Origin of the sequence: Tianxiuia mixotrophica, assembly GCF_050596425.1 — a bacterium.
Classification (GTDB): Bacteria; Bacillota; Clostridia; order Peptostreptococcales; family Acidaminobacteraceae.
Window position 1 is genome coordinate 4144995 of the sequence record NZ_CP192292.1, and the last position, 16794, is coordinate 4161788.

11 protein-coding genes and 1 riboswitch are annotated in these 16794 nt (G+C 39.5%); of the genes, 4 read left to right on the forward strand and 7 right to left on the reverse strand.

Annotated features, from left to right (window positions below; translation table 11 throughout):
• Positions 1 to 5: 5 nt before the first annotated feature.
• Positions 6 to 938, reverse strand: coding sequence for a glutamate formimidoyltransferase (gene ftcD / locus ACQ4KW_RS18435; protein WP_430883901.1), 933 nt, complete (start codon positions 936 to 938; stop codon positions 6 to 8).
• Positions 939 to 1376: 438 nt separating this feature from the next.
• Between ftcD and ACQ4KW_RS18440 the strand changes: the two genes are divergently transcribed.
• The 3 genes from ACQ4KW_RS18440 to ACQ4KW_RS18450 all read left to right on the forward strand — a co-directional run bounded on the left by ACQ4KW_RS18440 (position 1377) and on the right by ACQ4KW_RS18450 (position 6142).
• The gene (locus ACQ4KW_RS18440) at positions 1377 to 2063 is read left to right on the forward strand and encodes a cyclase family protein (protein ID WP_430883902.1); all 687 of its coding nucleotides are present in this window, start codon (positions 1377 to 1379) and stop codon (positions 2061 to 2063) included.
• A gap of 510 nt (positions 2064 to 2573) precedes the next feature.
• On the forward strand, positions 2574 to 4157 hold the full coding sequence (locus ACQ4KW_RS18445; RefSeq protein ID WP_430883903.1) for a DUF342 domain-containing protein: 1584 nt from the start codon (positions 2574 to 2576) through the stop codon (positions 4155 to 4157).
• A 116-nt stretch (positions 4158 to 4273) separates the two neighbouring features.
• Positions 4274 to 6142 carry a GAF domain-containing protein gene (locus ACQ4KW_RS18450; RefSeq protein ID WP_430883904.1) on the forward strand — a complete coding sequence of 623 codons (1869 nt, stop codon included), beginning with the start codon at positions 4274 to 4276 and terminating at the stop codon, positions 6140 to 6142.
• A 66-nt stretch (positions 6143 to 6208) separates the two neighbouring features.
• On the opposite strand, the gene ACQ4KW_RS18455 is transcribed toward ACQ4KW_RS18450, so the two are convergent.
• The 4 genes from ACQ4KW_RS18455 to ACQ4KW_RS18470 form a co-directional block, all read right to left on the reverse strand.
• Positions 6209 to 7462, reverse strand: coding sequence for an amidohydrolase family protein (locus ACQ4KW_RS18455; protein ID WP_430883905.1), 1254 nt, complete (start codon positions 7460 to 7462; stop codon positions 6209 to 6211).
• Between the two features lie 258 nt (positions 7463 to 7720).
• On the reverse strand, positions 7721 to 9667 hold the full coding sequence (locus ACQ4KW_RS18460) for a transporter substrate-binding domain-containing protein (RefSeq protein WP_430883906.1): 1947 nt from the start codon (positions 9665 to 9667) through the stop codon (positions 7721 to 7723).
• A 467-nt stretch (positions 9668 to 10134) separates the two neighbouring features.
• On the reverse strand, positions 10135 to 11406 hold the full coding sequence (locus ACQ4KW_RS18465) for an MFS transporter (RefSeq protein ID WP_430883907.1): 1272 nt from the start codon (positions 11404 to 11406) through the stop codon (positions 10135 to 10137).
• A gap of 418 nt (positions 11407 to 11824) precedes the next feature.
• The gene (locus ACQ4KW_RS18470; RefSeq protein ID WP_430883908.1) at positions 11825 to 12193 is read right to left on the reverse strand and encodes a hypothetical protein; all 369 of its coding nucleotides are present in this window, start codon (positions 12191 to 12193) and stop codon (positions 11825 to 11827) included.
• 161 nt (positions 12194 to 12354) lie between these two features.
• Here ACQ4KW_RS18470 and ACQ4KW_RS18475 point away from each other — a divergent pair, with 161 nt between their 5' ends.
• Positions 12355 to 12984, forward strand: a complete 630-nt coding sequence (locus tag ACQ4KW_RS18475) for a DUF975 family protein (protein WP_430883909.1) — start codon at positions 12355 to 12357, stop codon at positions 12982 to 12984.
• Positions 12985 to 13111: 127 nt separating this feature from the next.
• On the opposite strand, the gene ACQ4KW_RS18480 is transcribed toward ACQ4KW_RS18475, so the two are convergent.
• The gene (locus tag ACQ4KW_RS18480; RefSeq protein ID WP_430883910.1) at positions 13112 to 14770 is read right to left on the reverse strand and encodes a PucR family transcriptional regulator; all 1659 of its coding nucleotides are present in this window, start codon (positions 14768 to 14770) and stop codon (positions 13112 to 13114) included.
• A 446-nt stretch (positions 14771 to 15216) separates the two neighbouring features.
• Positions 15217 to 16272 carry a nicotinate-nucleotide--dimethylbenzimidazole phosphoribosyltransferase gene (gene cobT / locus ACQ4KW_RS18485; protein ID WP_430883911.1) on the reverse strand — a complete coding sequence of 352 codons (1056 nt, stop codon included), beginning with the start codon at positions 16270 to 16272 and terminating at the stop codon, positions 15217 to 15219.
• Between the two features lie 111 nt (positions 16273 to 16383).
• Positions 16384 to 16559: riboswitch (cobalamin riboswitch) on the reverse strand.
• Positions 16560 to 16794: the final 235 nt, after the last annotated feature.

Consider the following 16794-nt stretch of genomic DNA (forward strand, 5'->3'; position numbering starts at 1 on the left):
TTAGTTTAGTCTTCCATCAGATGTGTTTCCATAATTGATGAAACTTCGAAGTTTTCAAGACCCAAGAAATACTCAAGAGAGTTCAGCAGGTACTCCAGTTTTACCGGGCCTACAATTTCTGAACCTGTTACAGGCACACCATAACGTGCTGCCTCATTCTTAACGAAGTTATATGCTCTGTAAAGAGGCGTCTTGCCACAGTCGAACATGTTCATAGATACAACCACGCCTTCGTGGTCTGGGAACTTCAGTCCTACGGCACGAATTGTTGAGAAACCACCCGATGGCCCTCTAACAGCCTTGCCGATTTTTTTAGCGATCGATAAATCTTCTGTGCCTAGGAAGACGTTATAAGCTGTTAAGCCCTCCATGTCTGCACTCACGATTGTTGCACCCATCTTAGGATCGAGTTTACCATCCTTAGACAGATCAGGTTTTCTCGCTTCACGATCTGGATGATTTTCGTCTTCTAGAAGTTCTTTAAGACCTTCATACTGGCCTTTTCTTATGTATCCAAGTGCTTTTCTCTTTTCATTTCGAGAGTTGACACCTGAGAAGAATACTGGAACGCCATGTTTTTCATGAAGTTCTTTCCCGATTTCTTCAGCAAGTTCCTGTACTTCATCCAGCTCAACGTTCTTAAATGGGAATAGAGGAATCGTATCTTGTCCACCAATACGTGGATGAGATCCTTCTTGCTCTCTCATATCGATAAGCTCATAGGACTTAGCAGCCATGTTCATCATTGCTTCTTTAAGCGGACCTGGTTCGCCAATACAGGTAATAACCGTTCTATTGAAATCATGCTCTGGTTCATAACTGATTAATTTAACGCCATCAACACGCTTCACTTCGTTAACAATTGCTTCGATAACATCTTTGCGTCGTCCGTCACTAAAGTTTGGGACAGCTAATATGTACTTCTTTCCACCTGCCATTGATAGACCTCCCTTTATTTTACCATCTTTTTATGCAGTTTCACCAAATAAGTATTCACTACTCCCGCATACCCGTCTAACCTTTGTACTAAACTCTTGTACGACTATCCACTTCACATGGCATTTGCCCTCTCCTTTGTCATATTCTTATGAACCATCGAAAGATTATGAATATTCAAGAGAAAATTTTTGTTTGTATTTGATAAGGGTCAAATCCATGTTTTTTTGAGAAAATGGTTATAGCGAATTGCTTCTGAGTACATAATATAGTGATTGAGATTTTTCGATAATGTAAAATCTAAACAAAGATAACGTTTTCTCAAATTAATTTTTGAAATAATCTGCAAAAAATGTTTAAAATATGTATCATTCTGACCTATTTTAAATATCCGATTTCTTTCAAACACAGTGTTATCAGTAGAAAAAGGGGGTTCTATCATGAGACTTATTGATCTTTCACAAGAGATTTTTCAAGGTATGTCTGTCTTTCCCATGCACCAGCCAACATTCATAATGACAAATATGACCCATGAAGAAAACATGAAACAAACCGGTTCAAAAAAACTTGGCTTTTCAGCAAGAAACCTGCTCATAAGCGAGCATGGCGGAACACACAGTGATGGCGTTTGGGAGTACAAACCAAGTGGCGCCACTATAGACAAAATGCCTCTAGAGTATTTCTGGGGCAGTGCTATTTGTATAGATTTATCACATATACCGGCTTCAAGGTCAATAGAACCACGGGATCTTGAACAAGCAGTGCGAAAATCTGGCCAAGACATCCGCCGCGGGGATATTGTTCTTATGTACACAGGTCACTATGATCGCAACTTTGGAACGGATAAATGGCAAACGGAATATACAGGCCTTACATATGATTCAGCCAAATGGCTGGCAGAGCAAGGGGTTGTCAACATCGGTGTGGATGCACCAGCCATAGATCATCCAAGCGACCCTGATTTTTCTGGTCACATCATTTGTGGAGAGTATGATATAACGAATACAGAGAACTTGTGCTGTCTTGATCAAGTCGTCAATAAGAGGTTTCTCTACTTTGGTCTACCGCTTAAAATCAGAGATGGTTCCGGTTCCCCTATTCGCGCTGTGGCTCTGCTTGATGACTAAGCCTATGCCAGACTAGATGCCCAGCTTATTGCATCTGATAGAATTCTACTTTATGACACAATAAGTTTAATAGACGTCTCAGTAAAATCCGCGAGAACTTTCTTTTCGCGGATTTTTATATATAGGACTTGATATTTCATTGTCATGGAGCAAAATGCAATCACGCCTCCACAGGGTGCTTTTTATCCAAGAAGTTCCATTTTGTGGATACATTGTGGCAATACAATGATATTTCGACATTTTTTTGCATATAATCAGAAAATTCTTGCTATTTTTCACACAATCTACACATCTTTCTAGTATAATAGACATATATCATAGTCTCTAAGACTTAGTTTTCATCTCAATGATTTCATTATATTCTGCATATTCATAGGACTTTTACCATATATTAGAGTCTTTCGCCTCTATTTATTTGGGTTAAAATCATAATATATTTATAGTGGATAATTAGATGTACTCGAAAAATATATTGTATAAATACCTATTAAATATACGTGAGGTGGTCACATGATTTTATTTGAAAACGATAAAATTAAACTTTTGGATGAATCGAATACTGTGTATTTGCAGGTTATTGCGACGGGTGTGACAACCAATGATTTCAATACAATCCTCAGGGATTTTCCACAAATCAAACTTCAGTCATTCACGGTCCTGCAATCTGCTCTTCAAAACCCCGATGGGGCAAAAGTGAAAATTGGGTCATTAAAACCAGAAATTGAAGTTGAAGTCACTAGCGACGAAATGGCCGCATATGTTAAGGTCAATCTCCCTCAAAGTGAGTGTTTGGAGTCCCATAGCGAAATAACTTCTAAAGTTTTGGCCGCTCTTGAAGAACACTCCGTTTGTGAAGGCATTATTCCAGATGCCCTCAATGCTCCTTTTGCCCCTGGACGAAAGGTCCTTGTTGCAAAGGGACGCCCGCCCGTTGCAGGCGAGGATGCCAAATATAAATATTATAAACCTTCAGATAAAAAGCCCGAAATGTCAAGCACTGGAAAGGCTGATCACTACGAACTGAACCTCATCAACAACGTTAAGCAAGGGGACTGGCTTGGCGAAAAGACTGCCGCAAAACTCGGAGAACGTGGCTATTCTGTATTGGGCCGGGTCCTGCCTCCAAAAGTAGGACGCGACTACACCCTTAAATATGACAAGACTGCTGTCTCTCTTGAGATCGAAGAGGATAAGGAAGTTCTTAGGGCAAAGCATGATGGCGCTGTTCGCTTTAAAGACGGTAAAATAACCGTTGATAACCACCTTCACATCGAAGGTGATGTGGATTTTTCCACAGGAAATGTTAAATTTGATGGCTTCATAACCATAGAAGGCACCGTGAAAGATAAATTTGTTGTTGAAGCCACTAAAGATATTGAAGTCAAGGGCCGAAATGGCGTGGGAGCTGTTGGACGCATTGAATCTACAGAAGGCAGCATCTACATTCGCGGCGGCATAAATGGCAAAAATGAGGCCATGATTATTGCTAAAGACAATATCTATGCCAAGTTTTCCAATGAGGCCATTCTGGTCGCTGGAACAGCCATTCATATTGGTCTTTACTCCATTGATAGTTCCTTGAAGGCTTCTGAAATCCATGTTGATCCTAAAAAGGGGCGTATCATCGGAGGCGAGATTCACGCTGCCCATAAAATAAGCACTGGATCCATAGGCAATGTGCAGGAACGTAAAACAAAAATCAATGTAAAGGGTTTTGAACGCAATAAAATTAAGTCTCAACTCCAGGCCACAAAGGTACAATTTCAAGAAATCATCTCCAAAGCAAATCGACTCAGACGTCAACTTGAAATTTTTGAAACCAATATGGATGCTCTCGACGATAAAGCAAAAAACACTTACAAGGGCATTATGGTCAACTATGAAAACATACTTGATGAAATTAACCGAATGAACCGTGAAGTGGTCCGACTAGAAAATATGCTTAAAACCCGTGGAGAAGGTGAGGTTAAAGTCCTTAATACGGTCTACCCTAAAACCTACCTGGAAATTAAGTCCTTGCAAAAGTATGTGAACAAGCTTATGAACTGTTCATTCTACATTAAAGACAGGGAAATTCACACTGCACACGATTAATTGTGCACTTGTATCTGAACAACTTTCGAAATTTCAATTTATTGTCACCTTCTTTCCCTCTATTCAGATGACAATGTCTTATAGAGTACGTTTGTGACAAAAACCTGTAATTATACATGTGCCAAGCTAAGAAAGGAGCGGCAACATTGACTCAAAATACGCATAAACCTTACGACGAACTCCTGCGCTCCATAGATTTTTTTTCACAAAATCTGCATCTCGAGCAAATCACCCAGTACGGGTTTAAGCTGTTTGAAGACCTTGTACAGCCAACCCAAGCCGTTCTTTATTTAAAGGATACTGATCAATATACCCCTCATTACTCTCGGGGGTACGATTTTGAAATGCCTGATATTCCCTACCAGAAATCTCATTCTGATTTTGCTGTCTTCAGCGGATTTATACTTGAACACCGCAGCACAATGGAACGGTTTTTCAGCACACAAACCCTAGACTTATTTGATGTGGAATATGTTATGCCTCTCATTTCAGGCAATCAACTCATGGGGTTTGTTTTCTATAAGGGATCTGAAAAAGAGCCCGCTCCAGATATAGCCTTTATGACCAGGTTCAATCACCTTCTCAACTTATCGCTTGAAAAGGCCTGCCGATTTTTAGAAAGTCAGGCCATGAAAGACGAGATTGACAAAAGACTCTTCAACCTGGCTTCTTTATCTCAGACAACCAAACTCCTACTCTCAGAGCATGAAACAGATAAAATATATGACCTGTGTATTGATGTGATACGGGAATTGACTTCGAGTTCTGTAACGAGTTTTTCCGCCATTGACCCTGTCTCTGGTCATTTAATCACCCGAGCTTACAAAAATATTATTCATTTTGATAAGAAATTCTTTCGATTTGAGTTAAAACCCAACTACCCGCTGCCAATGCAGGTGATATACAATCTTGAAAAGGATTATGCCGCCCTTGAAAGCATATTTTCAAATCCAAATGCCTTTAAAGAGGCTGGCGCACAATACGTTGTCCTCCTTATTACCGATAAGATCATGGGGTGTATCACAATTGGCGAGCCTGTTGGAGCTGTCAATTATGATAAGAGTCTTCTCAGTCAGATTGAAAATGTAGCGGGGCTCATGCACTTGTCTCTGACCAATGCCAAACAGTTTGAACAGATTTTAGAACAGAAGAGTTTTATGGAACGTCAGGCCAACCTGCTTAAAAAAATCAATCGCTCGGTTAAAACCATTAACTCTGCCGAAACCCTTGACGAACTTTGTCAGGTGTCCATGGACACCCTGCAGTTTGCCTTTGGTGTGGAGGCTGGTTTCTTCGCTGTCCTTGATCAAGGGGAAATAGAAATAATGGCTCCACTGGGGTTTGAAAGAAGTGACCTTGAAAGCATCTGTCAAAAGCAGCTACGCTTTCAGATTAATCATGATCTTGTGGTTTCCTACACAAGGCCTGAGCTCTCTGATTATTTTTGTGAAAGCTTGGTCCATAACTTACCTGAGTCAAACTGTCTTGTTATTGCACCTATTCGGACGACTGCTTGGCAGTCCGATCCCCTAGGTTGCATTGTGGTTTTGAGGCTTTCCAGCCCTTTGCACGAAGAGCACACCATACTGATTGACAGTCTGGCCGACAGCGTGGCGCCTGTTATAAAGCAATTTTATGAGATCGAAACTTTGAAAAAGACCCACATTCCTGACCCTGAAGCCCAGGTAAAGACCTATTATGAGGCCTACGAGTCTGATAAATCCGATTTTGGCATTGGATACGATGTCTATTTCAAACATGTTGAAGCCTTGCCCTTTTCAAATGTCAACCTCTCACATTATGAAGGTTATGATTATGTTCAGGTCATGGATGTTATTGTGGTCTTTTCCTCAGAGGCTATTGCCCAGACCCTATACGACAGATCCATTGTGCCAAGTCATTTTAATGACATTGTCGACACAACTCAGGCTGTTCATCTGAACGAACCCGTTCACTCACATATTGATATTGAAAGAATGCGGTAAAAAAAGACTAAGAAATGCAAAATAGAGGGGATAGCCCCTCTATTTTTATATAGTAAACTCTACATATTATAATTTAAGTCCCCCCACATAACGATCAGTAATCCACCGATCATCCCCAATGTAAATAAACTTTTCAAGACGATCAAGCAGGCTGTATCGCTGCTTGTAAAGCCTGTGGTCATTTATAACAAGAGCATCCAGTGCATAGCTTTTTTTCAACTTGCCCATTTTCCCAAAAAAGGCTCCCCCTTGAGCCGTTGCCATATAAAAAGCTTCACTTAATGAAAGCTGGGCCCCAGGATGGGTAAGACTCAGGTGCTTTGAAGACTGTACCGCTCTTACAATGGCTTCATTCATTTGTATTTTATGTCCACCCGCAATGTCACTGCCAAGGGCGACTTGTACCCCTTCTTTCAAATACATTTTAACCGGGGCAATGCCACTTCGAACGTTGATGTTGGAATCAGGACAGTGAACCAATGTCATGTTCTTATTCTTGCTCATATCAACTTCTTCTAGTGTTAAATGCACCGCATGTGCCATAAGTGTCGGAACCTGTCCATAAAGTCCAAACTTATTGTATACGGATGCATAATTTTCAGACCAAGGATAGAGGGCCTTGACCCATTTGATTTCATCAGGATTTTCACTGATATGTGATTGGACAGGAAGGCCATGCACTTTTGCAATCTCCCCCAGTGCTTGCATTGAAGCTTCTGTGCTTGTCGGCGCAAAGCGTGGCGTAATAATGGGTTTAACCTTTTCCTCCCCACCGTATTTGTCTATGAGTTCAAGATTCCCTTTTATAGACGCTTGAAGGTCTTCAGTAATATAATCCGGGGCGTTGGCAACCATGTTCACCTTGCCCACATAGGCCCGCAAACCAGACGCCTTAAAGGCCTCATACAGACAGGCTGTCCCCCGTGTAGAAGACGTAGCAAAGGTACATGTACCAAGGGTTCCGTACTTTAAAAGATCTTCCACAAAGTGCTTGTAGACTTCTTTTGCATAGGCTTCATCATCTAAATCAGCCTCAAGTTTATAAGTGTAATCCTTGAGCCACTCAAGCAGTTGTTTTGTCATGCCGGTTCCGCACTGCAAATACTGGCCTGCGTGATTGTGCATGTCATAAAAGCCTGGGATAATGAGTGAATCGCCATAATCTATTACATCTATGTCCCCATACTTTGAAGGCAGGGTCTCATAAACATCTTCAATGATTCCATCAATAGATACCAAGTAACTCTTTTCGTGAACAGTGAAGTCATCCATTTCATCAGTGAAAATAATGTGACCTCTTAATATTTTAATTTCATTCATGGACGCATCCTCCTACAGGGTGTCAATATGCGTTGAATCAAGATTAATCGTTTATTAGTACAATTATATCCATAAAATCATGACTTATCTATAATTGTGCCAAATAATTGTTGGGCTAGACACCTTACAAAGAACAGTCATGCACTGGATCTAAGGGAAGAGAAAAAGGGCTGATCTCAATAGAGTTTTAAAATCTATTAAGAGCAAGCCCTTACAGGTTTCCTTATTCACTTGAGTGCTTATAAATATCCCATTTGGTTATTCTTCCACTGAGAACTTTGGAAGTTTTATAGTCACAACAGTGCCCTTGCCTTCTTCACTGTCAATGGCTATTTCACCATTGTTATCGACTATTAGCTGTCTTGAAATGGCTAAGCCAATGCCTGTACCATCACTTTTTGATGTATAGAAGGGTTCGAAGACCTTGGCAATTGAACTTTTCGGTATGCCTTCACCTGTATCGCTGACTTTTATAACCACCTTATCTTTTTCAGGGGATGCCACCAGACTAATCTGCCCTCTTTCCTCAATGGCTTCATAGCTGTTCATAACCATGTTGATGATGACCTGCTTAACATGATTTGGATCAGCGTAACATATCAGACCACCAGCATCAGATAATAAGGTAACTCGTTTTTCAACCACTTTTTGCTTAAAGAGTCTTTCTATTTCTTCAAACATATCGTCTAGTTCAATATAGTCTGGCTCAGAACTGCTTGTTTTTGTATAATCCAATATATTCATAAGCAGAACGTTAAGTCGTTTTATTTCATCAGGCACCACACTTAAGAAATAGTCTTTAAACTCTGCATCGTCCCATTTCTCTGGAAGTTTTTTGACATAGGCATCAATTGAGTTTAATGGATTTTTCAGTTCGTGGGCAATCCCTGCTGACAAGCGACTTAATGAGTTCAACTTATCATTTTGACTGAGTAGGTCCATAAGCCCCTTCTCATTTGTAAAATCATTCAAAAGCAATATGACGCCCTCAGAACCTTCTGGCCCCTTAATAGGTATAAAACCGTACTGTACATGGACTTTATCCCCGGTGTTATGTGTGAACATAACTGTATCTGTAAATGTCTTGCCTTCAAGGGCTTCTTTGTATCCACTAATTTTCAAGCTGCTAGCAGCCTTAAGAATTTGCCAGTCTTGTCCCTGTTTTAGGGGCTCTTTCAAAATCTTTCTTGCCGCTGTGTTATACTGAACAATCTTTTCCTGATTGTCTATAACGATGATGCCACTTGTGATACTTTCCAGGATGTTGTCTTTTTGTCTATTATTTCTTTCAAGGAGGAGCTGATTGATTCGAAGCTCTTCTGTCCTTTTATCCACTTCTTTTTGAAGTTTCTGATTCAACCAGACAACAAGGGCAATCCCCACCATACTTATTCCAAATACAATCCCCAGAACAAGCAGGAGCTGATTGATATATTTTGACTGATCCTGAAACACTTCTCCAAACCATTTATTAGCAATACGATTGTACGTTCCATTCTCGCGAATAATTTGAAGACCATTGTTCAGCTTTTTCAAGAGGGCTTGATTCCCTTCTGAAACAGCAATGGCATATTTCGTTTCTCGCATTGGCGTGCCCACAAGCTTAATTCTATCAGAAAGTCGCTCTTTTTGAATGATATATAGTCCTGTCAAACGGTTGCCTACAAATGCATCCACCCGACCTTCCAAAAGCGCATTCATGGCTTCTGGCTGATTGCTCATAGGAAGAAGTTCAATATTGTCAATTTCATTAAGGGATTCAAAGTTCACATCCCCTGATTGATAGGCCACTTTAAGACCATTAAAATCATCGACATCAGATATAAAAGACGTTTCTGTTCGTACAAATATAGATTGAGAATTCACAACTATGGGCTCTGTAAAATCAAAAACTATATCTCTATAATCTGTGATTGTCATTCCCTGTACAACGTCTACCTGCCCATTTTCAAGGGCATTTATGGCGTCTTCCCAGTCCATTGGTACGATCTCCAGGTCAAGTCCTGTCTCCCTGGAAATGGCATTCATAATGTCCACATTGAATCCTTCAAAGACTCCGTTTTCACTCATATATTCATATGGGGGATAGTTGTTGTCTCCCGCCACTCTTATTGTCACATTATCTGCATGAGCACTGGTTATTTTGACACCAAAAAGTAGGATCGACAAAATTAATATGCTCATAATTTTCAATTGTCGTTTCACTTTAAAAACCTCCATAGCCCATGCTTTAAAGTATACATACCCCACCTTAAATAGAATAGCAGATATTCGACAAAATTCCTATTTATTTGACAAAGACTTATCATTTTTTCATGACATTTTTCCTATTTTTAATGAAAATCGTAGTATTTTCTGATTCTTTTTCCTCATTTCTCCATAACTGTATTTTATCCAGTGTCTTTTTTTATATATTTTTGTCAGCTTATGCGCACAAGCTATTTGAGCGATTTGCAAAATGTCATTCAAGAACCTTCGCTATATCATATATGGAAATCTTGATTCTTAAATATCAATATACAGTATGATGAGAGCATAGATCTGTAATTCTGCAAGCGCCTGATTTCGATTTGAGTCTTACAAGAACAATATTTTACTTCAAAAAACAAATGAGCACATTACATTTTCTGTAAGGCGCTCATTTTTATTGGCTTTCAAGGACCCATTCAGTCCTAATGCGTTTCCGCTTTTGCTTCTACTTGTTGTGTATCTAAACGAATCATTCTGCCCTTTTCATTCTGATCAAGCACATACATGCCAATCATGGACACGATCATTAAAACGGATATAAGATTCCATGCTCTTGGTATTGTTATCGTTTCTAATAATATTCCCATAATATATGGACTCACGGTATGACCTAGGCCAATCAACATTGGTAAAACTGAGTTCATTCTGCCACGATGGGAAGCTGGTGTGTGATTAATAATAAATGGGGTGAAGCTTATAACCACTATGATTTCCCCTAGAGTCATTAAGAATACTGCTAAGAAAAATGCCGTCCTTGTTTCCACGAAACCAAGCACACCAAAACCTATTAAGTAGAACAAACCACCTATGAGTATCCTAAAGGTGTTCCTCTTACCATCTAAACGGGCTGTTAAAAATGGGGTAAAGGCTATAACAACAATGCCATTAAAACTAGCCAGTATCCCATATAAGGCAGCGCCCGCATCTCCGTATACATCCGCAGCATGCAGAGGCATTAAGAAAGACCACTGCTGGTAGACAAAATTATAGCCCAGCATAATAATGGAAAAGGCTATTAAAACCGGTCGCTTTAGAATGATGCTAAAAATACTGCCTTCCACATTCTTTTCCATTTCTGAAAACCCTTCATCATTTTTGGTGTATCCAATGGTTTCTGGAATATAAATCAGAACCAGTAAGACAGCGATAAGGGCTGTTATGGCATCTCCTAGGAAAAAGAGAAGGAACATTTTTTTTGAAAACAGAAGCCCACCAATTGTTGGACCTATGGCAAAGCCTAGATTGAAGCCCAAGTAAGTCAGCGAAAAAGCATTTTCCCTGTTTTCTTTGTTGGTCAAGTCTGCAATGAGTGCCCCATGGGCAGGGTCCGATAGACCATAACAAAACATAGCCCCCATTATGAAATACAAGGTGTAGGTTGAAATGGGTGTTAAAGCACAGGCTATATAGCAAAGGGCTGCCAAACTATCAAATATGACCAAGACCTTTTTACGCCCAATTGTGTCTGTAAACTTTCCGCCAATCAAACTGCTGAAGGTAAATATAAATCCTCCAATCATCATGATTAGACCTGATTCCTTCGGCGTCATATTCAGTTCTTGTTTCATGAGGATCATAAGGAGGGGAAAAACAAACACACCCATTGCATTTATGACCCGTGCAATGAATATGACGTAAATCTCCTTTGGAAGGCCTCTGTAGGGCTTAAAATAATTAAGCAATAAATTCTTCATGGGTTTCTCCACTTCTACGTCATTCTCTTGTAATATTATAAGTTCGCAGGCACCTCATAGTCTTATGAAAATTTTTATGGTTGTTTTTAACTGTATCTAGTCGGCTGACCTGTATTCCTATATGAAATATTCTTTAGTAATCCACTCGTTAAATTTTATTTAACGTTAAGTTAATTTTACTTTCGTGCTTTCTTTTTGTCAATGCTTTTTTATTTGAGCGACCTGGAAAATATCATTTAATAATCCTCATCATGTCTTATATTGAATTTTGATTCTTATATATCTATGTATGGCATGATGAGGATGTGGATCTGTAATTTTTAAAGCGCCTGATTTATATAGTCAATATTTATGTTTGTTTGGCCTTTTCTTTGCATAGGCGAAAAAAAACCAAGCATGGCTTGGTTTTAAAGTGATCTTATGGTTTACTTTTGCTATTGTTGTAAACAACAAGTACATCTGGCTCCTTCTTATCCCACCGAAAACCGAATTCTTCAACCTGTGTGTTTTCGATATAATTACGGATGTTTCGATTAAGCCCTTCGGGATTGATAGGGGGGACCACATCATCGCAAAAAGTGAAGTACATTTTGGGCGTAATCGCGCAACCGCTGACACCTACACGTCTTGGTTTGTTTCCATCGAATGTCTGTTTACATAAATGATCTGCCAAGCGTGAGAAAAGTGCCGTTTCTCTATAAGGGTTATCCAGGAGCCTAGAATCTGCTAATCGCAGTTCGAACTGAATGAATCGATCCATAGGACCTCCTTTCTCACGCCAACTCATTATTACCCCCACACTTGGTCCTGTAACACTATTATTTTCTGATTTTTTATCCAATCTATGGTAAAATGAACTTGGGAATAGTGAGAGTCAAATTTGTATATTTATCGGATTTATGTGGTGCGTTCGGGGGAGCGCTACTTACTTTTAAGGGAGGTTTTATCATGGTTGATGAAATTACACTTCAATCAAATAGCGACCTGCGCTATAAAGCCCGTCAGGTTCTTACAGGAAACTGGTGGCCGTGTGTAGGTTTAACGGTTGTTTATTTAGTTATTTCCTTTGTGCTTAGTTTAATACCTTTTGTAGGCGGTATTGCCAGCCTATTAATTTCAGGCCCAGTTCAGCTTGGATTTGTTATATTCTATATGACACTCATTCGCACAGAAGAAACAGACTTCAACCGGTTTTTCGAAGGCTTCCAAGATTTTGGACGTGCCCTCGCCGCATTCTTGCTCGTTGCACTATTTACTTTCTTATGGTCATTGCTACTAATAATTCCTGGAATTATAGCCGCATATAGATACTCTCAAGTTTTCTATATTCTTATGGATGACCCCAACATCAGCGCCATTGATGCTTTACGAAAGAGTTCTGACATGATGAGTGGTGTAAAAATGAAGCTGTTCCTACTCCACTTAAGCTTCATCGGTTGGGCCATCTTATCAATTTTTACACTGGGTATTGGTCAACTCTTCTTGTTACCTTATGTAAACACTTCTCAGGCCTACTTCTATGCAGACCTGCGCGAAGCCTTTAATGAAGCTGAAGACAATCTAGACTTATTGGAATAGTGGCATATGTGACCCAAACGACTCTCATGTCATGCTTATTTCTTTCAATTTTTTAAGTTTATTTGAAGTCAATAAAAAAGCGCCAATCCCCGAGGGATTGGCGCTTATTTTAATGAATTCCACTTGTTTATAAATCAAGTATTTTCATGATTTTTAATGCTGTTTGAAGGCCGTAGCGTTCTCCTTCGTTGTCTAGGTTCTTTCCCGTAATTTCCTGGATTCTATTAATCCTATAAAGGACCGTATTATAGTGGGTAAAGAGTTTTTCAGACATTTTTTTTAGGTTTCCATTTGTCTCAAAATAGATTATGAGGGACTTAACCAGTTCCGTATCTCGCTTTCTATCATATAGGACAAGAGGCTTGAGGGTGGCGTCGTAGAAACTAACCAGTTCCTCTTTTAAATGGTCCTGACAGAAAATTTTATATATACCAAGTTCCTCAAAGTTGATGATTGTGTCTTCAACAAAATTTATCGAAGCTTCAACGGCTTTTTCCGCGTCTCTCAAAGACTTATATGTGTTATCCAGTCCTTTGTAAACACGACCAATACCAATTCTAAAGCTTAGGGTATTCATTTTAGTGTTTAGAATATTCTCGATGGTTCCCGCCGCCGCTTCAGCATTTTTTCCATGTTCCTCACGGTTTTTCCACATAAAGAGTATATGAATTTTCCGGCCTTTGTTGGCCATCAAATAGGTTCTTGAACCGTCCCGACAAGCTAAGTCGATCATATACATAGCCTTTATAAGGGCCTGATTATAAACATCGTCATCAGGTTTTTCATCATCAGGACTTTCAAACATGACTGTTAAGATGCTATAATGTCCATCTTTATCAAATCTATAGTAGTTTGCCCTCTCTAAAGCCTTTTCCTTACGTTTCTGGTCGAGGGAAATAAGGTCTTCGAAAAACTCTGCCTTATACTTATTCTCCACTTCTTGAACAGAAATTCGCTTTAAAAACTCCATGGCTATGACATTGGATGTGGATTCTAAGCTAAGCACGTCAAAATTAGTCAGCTCTCTCCATACCCCATATGTTATTAAATGGCCATATACATTATTGCGCACAATAATTGGTACCATGAGTCTATCTATTGTTTTGCCATTTACTATGACTTGATCTTTTGTGGACTTGTTCATTTTAAGGGTCGACTTGTTCTTTCGAAGACTTTGGTTGATGTCTTCAACAAGTATTTTATAAAGTGAATCGCTTTGATCCCCTATATGTATACATTCCTCAAAGTGATGGTCTTTTACCAGTATTGGATTTTCAATACTCTTTGAAAGATTCCCAAGAATATCTTCAATGCCGCCACCTTTTAATACGACCTTCATATTATCCTTATGAAGGGTTTCAACTTTTCTAATAATAGATGACTGTTTGTCAAATATTTCTTTGAACACAGGAGTCATAATGTCCGTAAAAGGAACATTATAATCCAGCTCGATGATTGGGAACTTTAAATCATTGGCAAGATCAACCACTTCATCTGGAAGTTTATCCAGGTAAGGATAGACTTTAATGCCAATACCCGATAATTTTTTCTTACTGCTTTCGCGGATCAGGTTCAGCTGTGTTGTCAGATCCGAGGTCTTGAAAAAATATGCAGTTGTTAGTAGAAATTCTCCACGGTCAACCCAGTTTAAAATGTCCGGATCTGCCATAACATTCACCTGAGTGATGATGTTGTTTAGTCCGTCTTCACCTGCTAGCGTCTTGCAGTTTTTCATACTATCCATTTGTAAAATATCACGTATAGCCACGCCTGTTTCTCTGATCACCGTTTCACCCTCTTAATATAGGCTGTCCACGACAGCGTTTATAGATTTAATATAAGGTTATCATATCAAAATGAAATATACAACTGATTACTTTGTGACTATATACTAAAATGTACAGTTTTCTATACGTTTATAAATCCAAATATTGTGATAACAATTATCAACTGTTCTATGTATACTTCTTATATACTATATATATCTACAATATATAGGTATTTTCAATGTCAGCCAACTATATATTGTATTTGTTTATCATTTATAGGATGAATCCCATGAGACAGCTCAACAAATTCAAAAAATTGTTTAAATTCAAAAAACCCCTTCTTCTCTTACAAGAAATGACCGCCTAGCCTTTATATATTTTAAGTGATGCAAGGCCTCTTTGTCGCATAAAAAAGAGCTAGACCAATTTGGTCTAGCTCATACCATATATATATTTATGAGTTCTATTTTGCAGGCGGTAAAGTGAATCCACCTTCATCAAAAGACACCATGTGCTGCTCCATTTGAACAGCAGCTTCAAGTATGCCAAACATAAGGGCGGCACCTGTGCCTTCACCAAGTCTCATATCCATTGCCAGCGGTGGATCAAGCTCTAGAAACTTAGAAGCGATGCGTGCCCCTGGCTCCATTGATCTATGGGAAGGGATCAGATAGCCTCTAACCTGAGGCGAGATTTTCACAGCAATCAAGGCGGCTGCGAGGGCAATGAATCCGTCTATAATGACAGGCACCTGGCGAGATGCACACCCTAATATAACCCCTGCCATGCCTCCTATATCAAGGCCTCCGACTTTTGATAAAATATCCACCCCATCTTCCCTATTGGGGCAGTTCAGTGCAATAGACCTCTTTATAACATTTGCCTTATGCCCAACTTGTGCCTTTGGTAGGTTTGCGCCGGGTCCTGTCACAATGCTTGGATCTGTTCCTGTAATAACAGAAACAATCGCTGAGGATGGTGTTGTGTTTGCAATCCCCATTTCTCCAATTCCAATCAATCTAGACCCTTGATCGATTTTTTCATGAGCCATTTCAATGCCTGTCTCAAGAACCTTAATAGCTTCTTGTCTTGTCATGGCAGGTCCTTTGGCCAAATTATTTGACCCATGGGGCATAATTTTTCTATCTATGACACCAGTTCCACTCATATCAGCATCTATGCCGACATCAACAACGACAACTTCTGCACCCGCTGCCTTGGAAAGAGCGCACACACCCGTCAGCCCTCTTGTCATATTTATGGCCTGAACCATGGTTACAGGGCGCGGACTGACTGCAACGCCTTCTTCAAATACACCATGATCTGATGCCATAACAATAACAGCTTTGTTTGCCGTGCTCGGTTTAACTGTTCTTTGAATGCCGCAAAGCTGAACATAGTATGATTCCAATTTTCCAAGACTGCCCTCTGGTTTAATCAGATTATCCACTCTCTTTTGAGCTTGCTTCATTGTTTTATCACATAATGGTTTAATGTCTTGAATCACTCGTTCAAGCATGGTATACCTCCTATTGCATGTCTATCCCAGACATTTTGCATGTTTTTCTCCACACAAAAACGCCCACGATTTTTGCATGCACAAATAAATCGTGGACGTTGCCATAATCCATTCAAGTTGCATCTGCAGGCAGGTCTCCTGGCTTAGTATCATCACTTATTCAGCCTTCCCAGCAGTACTTGCCAGTGGCATTTTGAATAAGCTCCTCACTACAGTGGCGGGACCGCGCTGGAATCTAACCAACTTCCCTATTCTCCCTTGCGGGCACCTTCAGATGAATTCAGTTTTCTATTTCCTATCCATTATAACTTATATAAATGCCGTCTTTCAATACCCCTTCATATTTTTATTTCTTATTTTATCCCCTTCCACTCATAGGCATTCTAATATTCTATATGTTCTTATTGCTCATCAAAATAAAGCTTCCATAATAAGACACACATATATAAGACACACATAAAAAAGGCTAAGAACAAATGTCCTTAGCCTTCTAATTATCGTTATAATATTTTGCTTGTCAAA

Excerpts from the sequence above, each read along its gene's own strand:
- ACQ4KW_RS18445 (WP_430883903.1), top strand. The coding sequence starts at position 2,574 with ATGATTTTATTTGAAAACGATAAAATTAAACTTTTGGATGAATCGAAT.
- ACQ4KW_RS18470 (WP_430883908.1), bottom strand. The coding sequence starts at position 12,193 with ATGAGTTGGCGTGAGAAAGGAGGTCCTATGGATCGATTCATTCAGTTC.
- ftcD (WP_430883901.1), bottom strand. The coding sequence starts at position 938 with ATGGCAGGTGGAAAGAAGTACATATTAGCTGTCCCAAACTTTAGTGAC.
- ACQ4KW_RS18465 (WP_430883907.1), bottom strand. The coding sequence starts at position 11,406 with ATGAAGAATTTATTGCTTAATTATTTTAAGCCCTACAGAGGCCTTCCA.
- cobT (WP_430883911.1), bottom strand. The coding sequence starts at position 16,272 with ATGCTTGAACGAGTGATTCAAGACATTAAACCATTATGTGATAAAACA.
- ACQ4KW_RS18450 (WP_430883904.1), top strand. The coding sequence starts at position 4,274 with ATGTGCCAAGCTAAGAAAGGAGCGGCAACATTGACTCAAAATACGCAT.
- ACQ4KW_RS18475 (WP_430883909.1), top strand. The coding sequence starts at position 12,355 with ATGGTTGATGAAATTACACTTCAATCAAATAGCGACCTGCGCTATAAA.
- ACQ4KW_RS18440 (WP_430883902.1), top strand. The coding sequence starts at position 1,377 with ATGAGACTTATTGATCTTTCACAAGAGATTTTTCAAGGTATGTCTGTC.
- ACQ4KW_RS18455 (WP_430883905.1), bottom strand. The coding sequence starts at position 7,462 with ATGAATGAAATTAAAATATTAAGAGGTCACATTATTTTCACTGATGAA.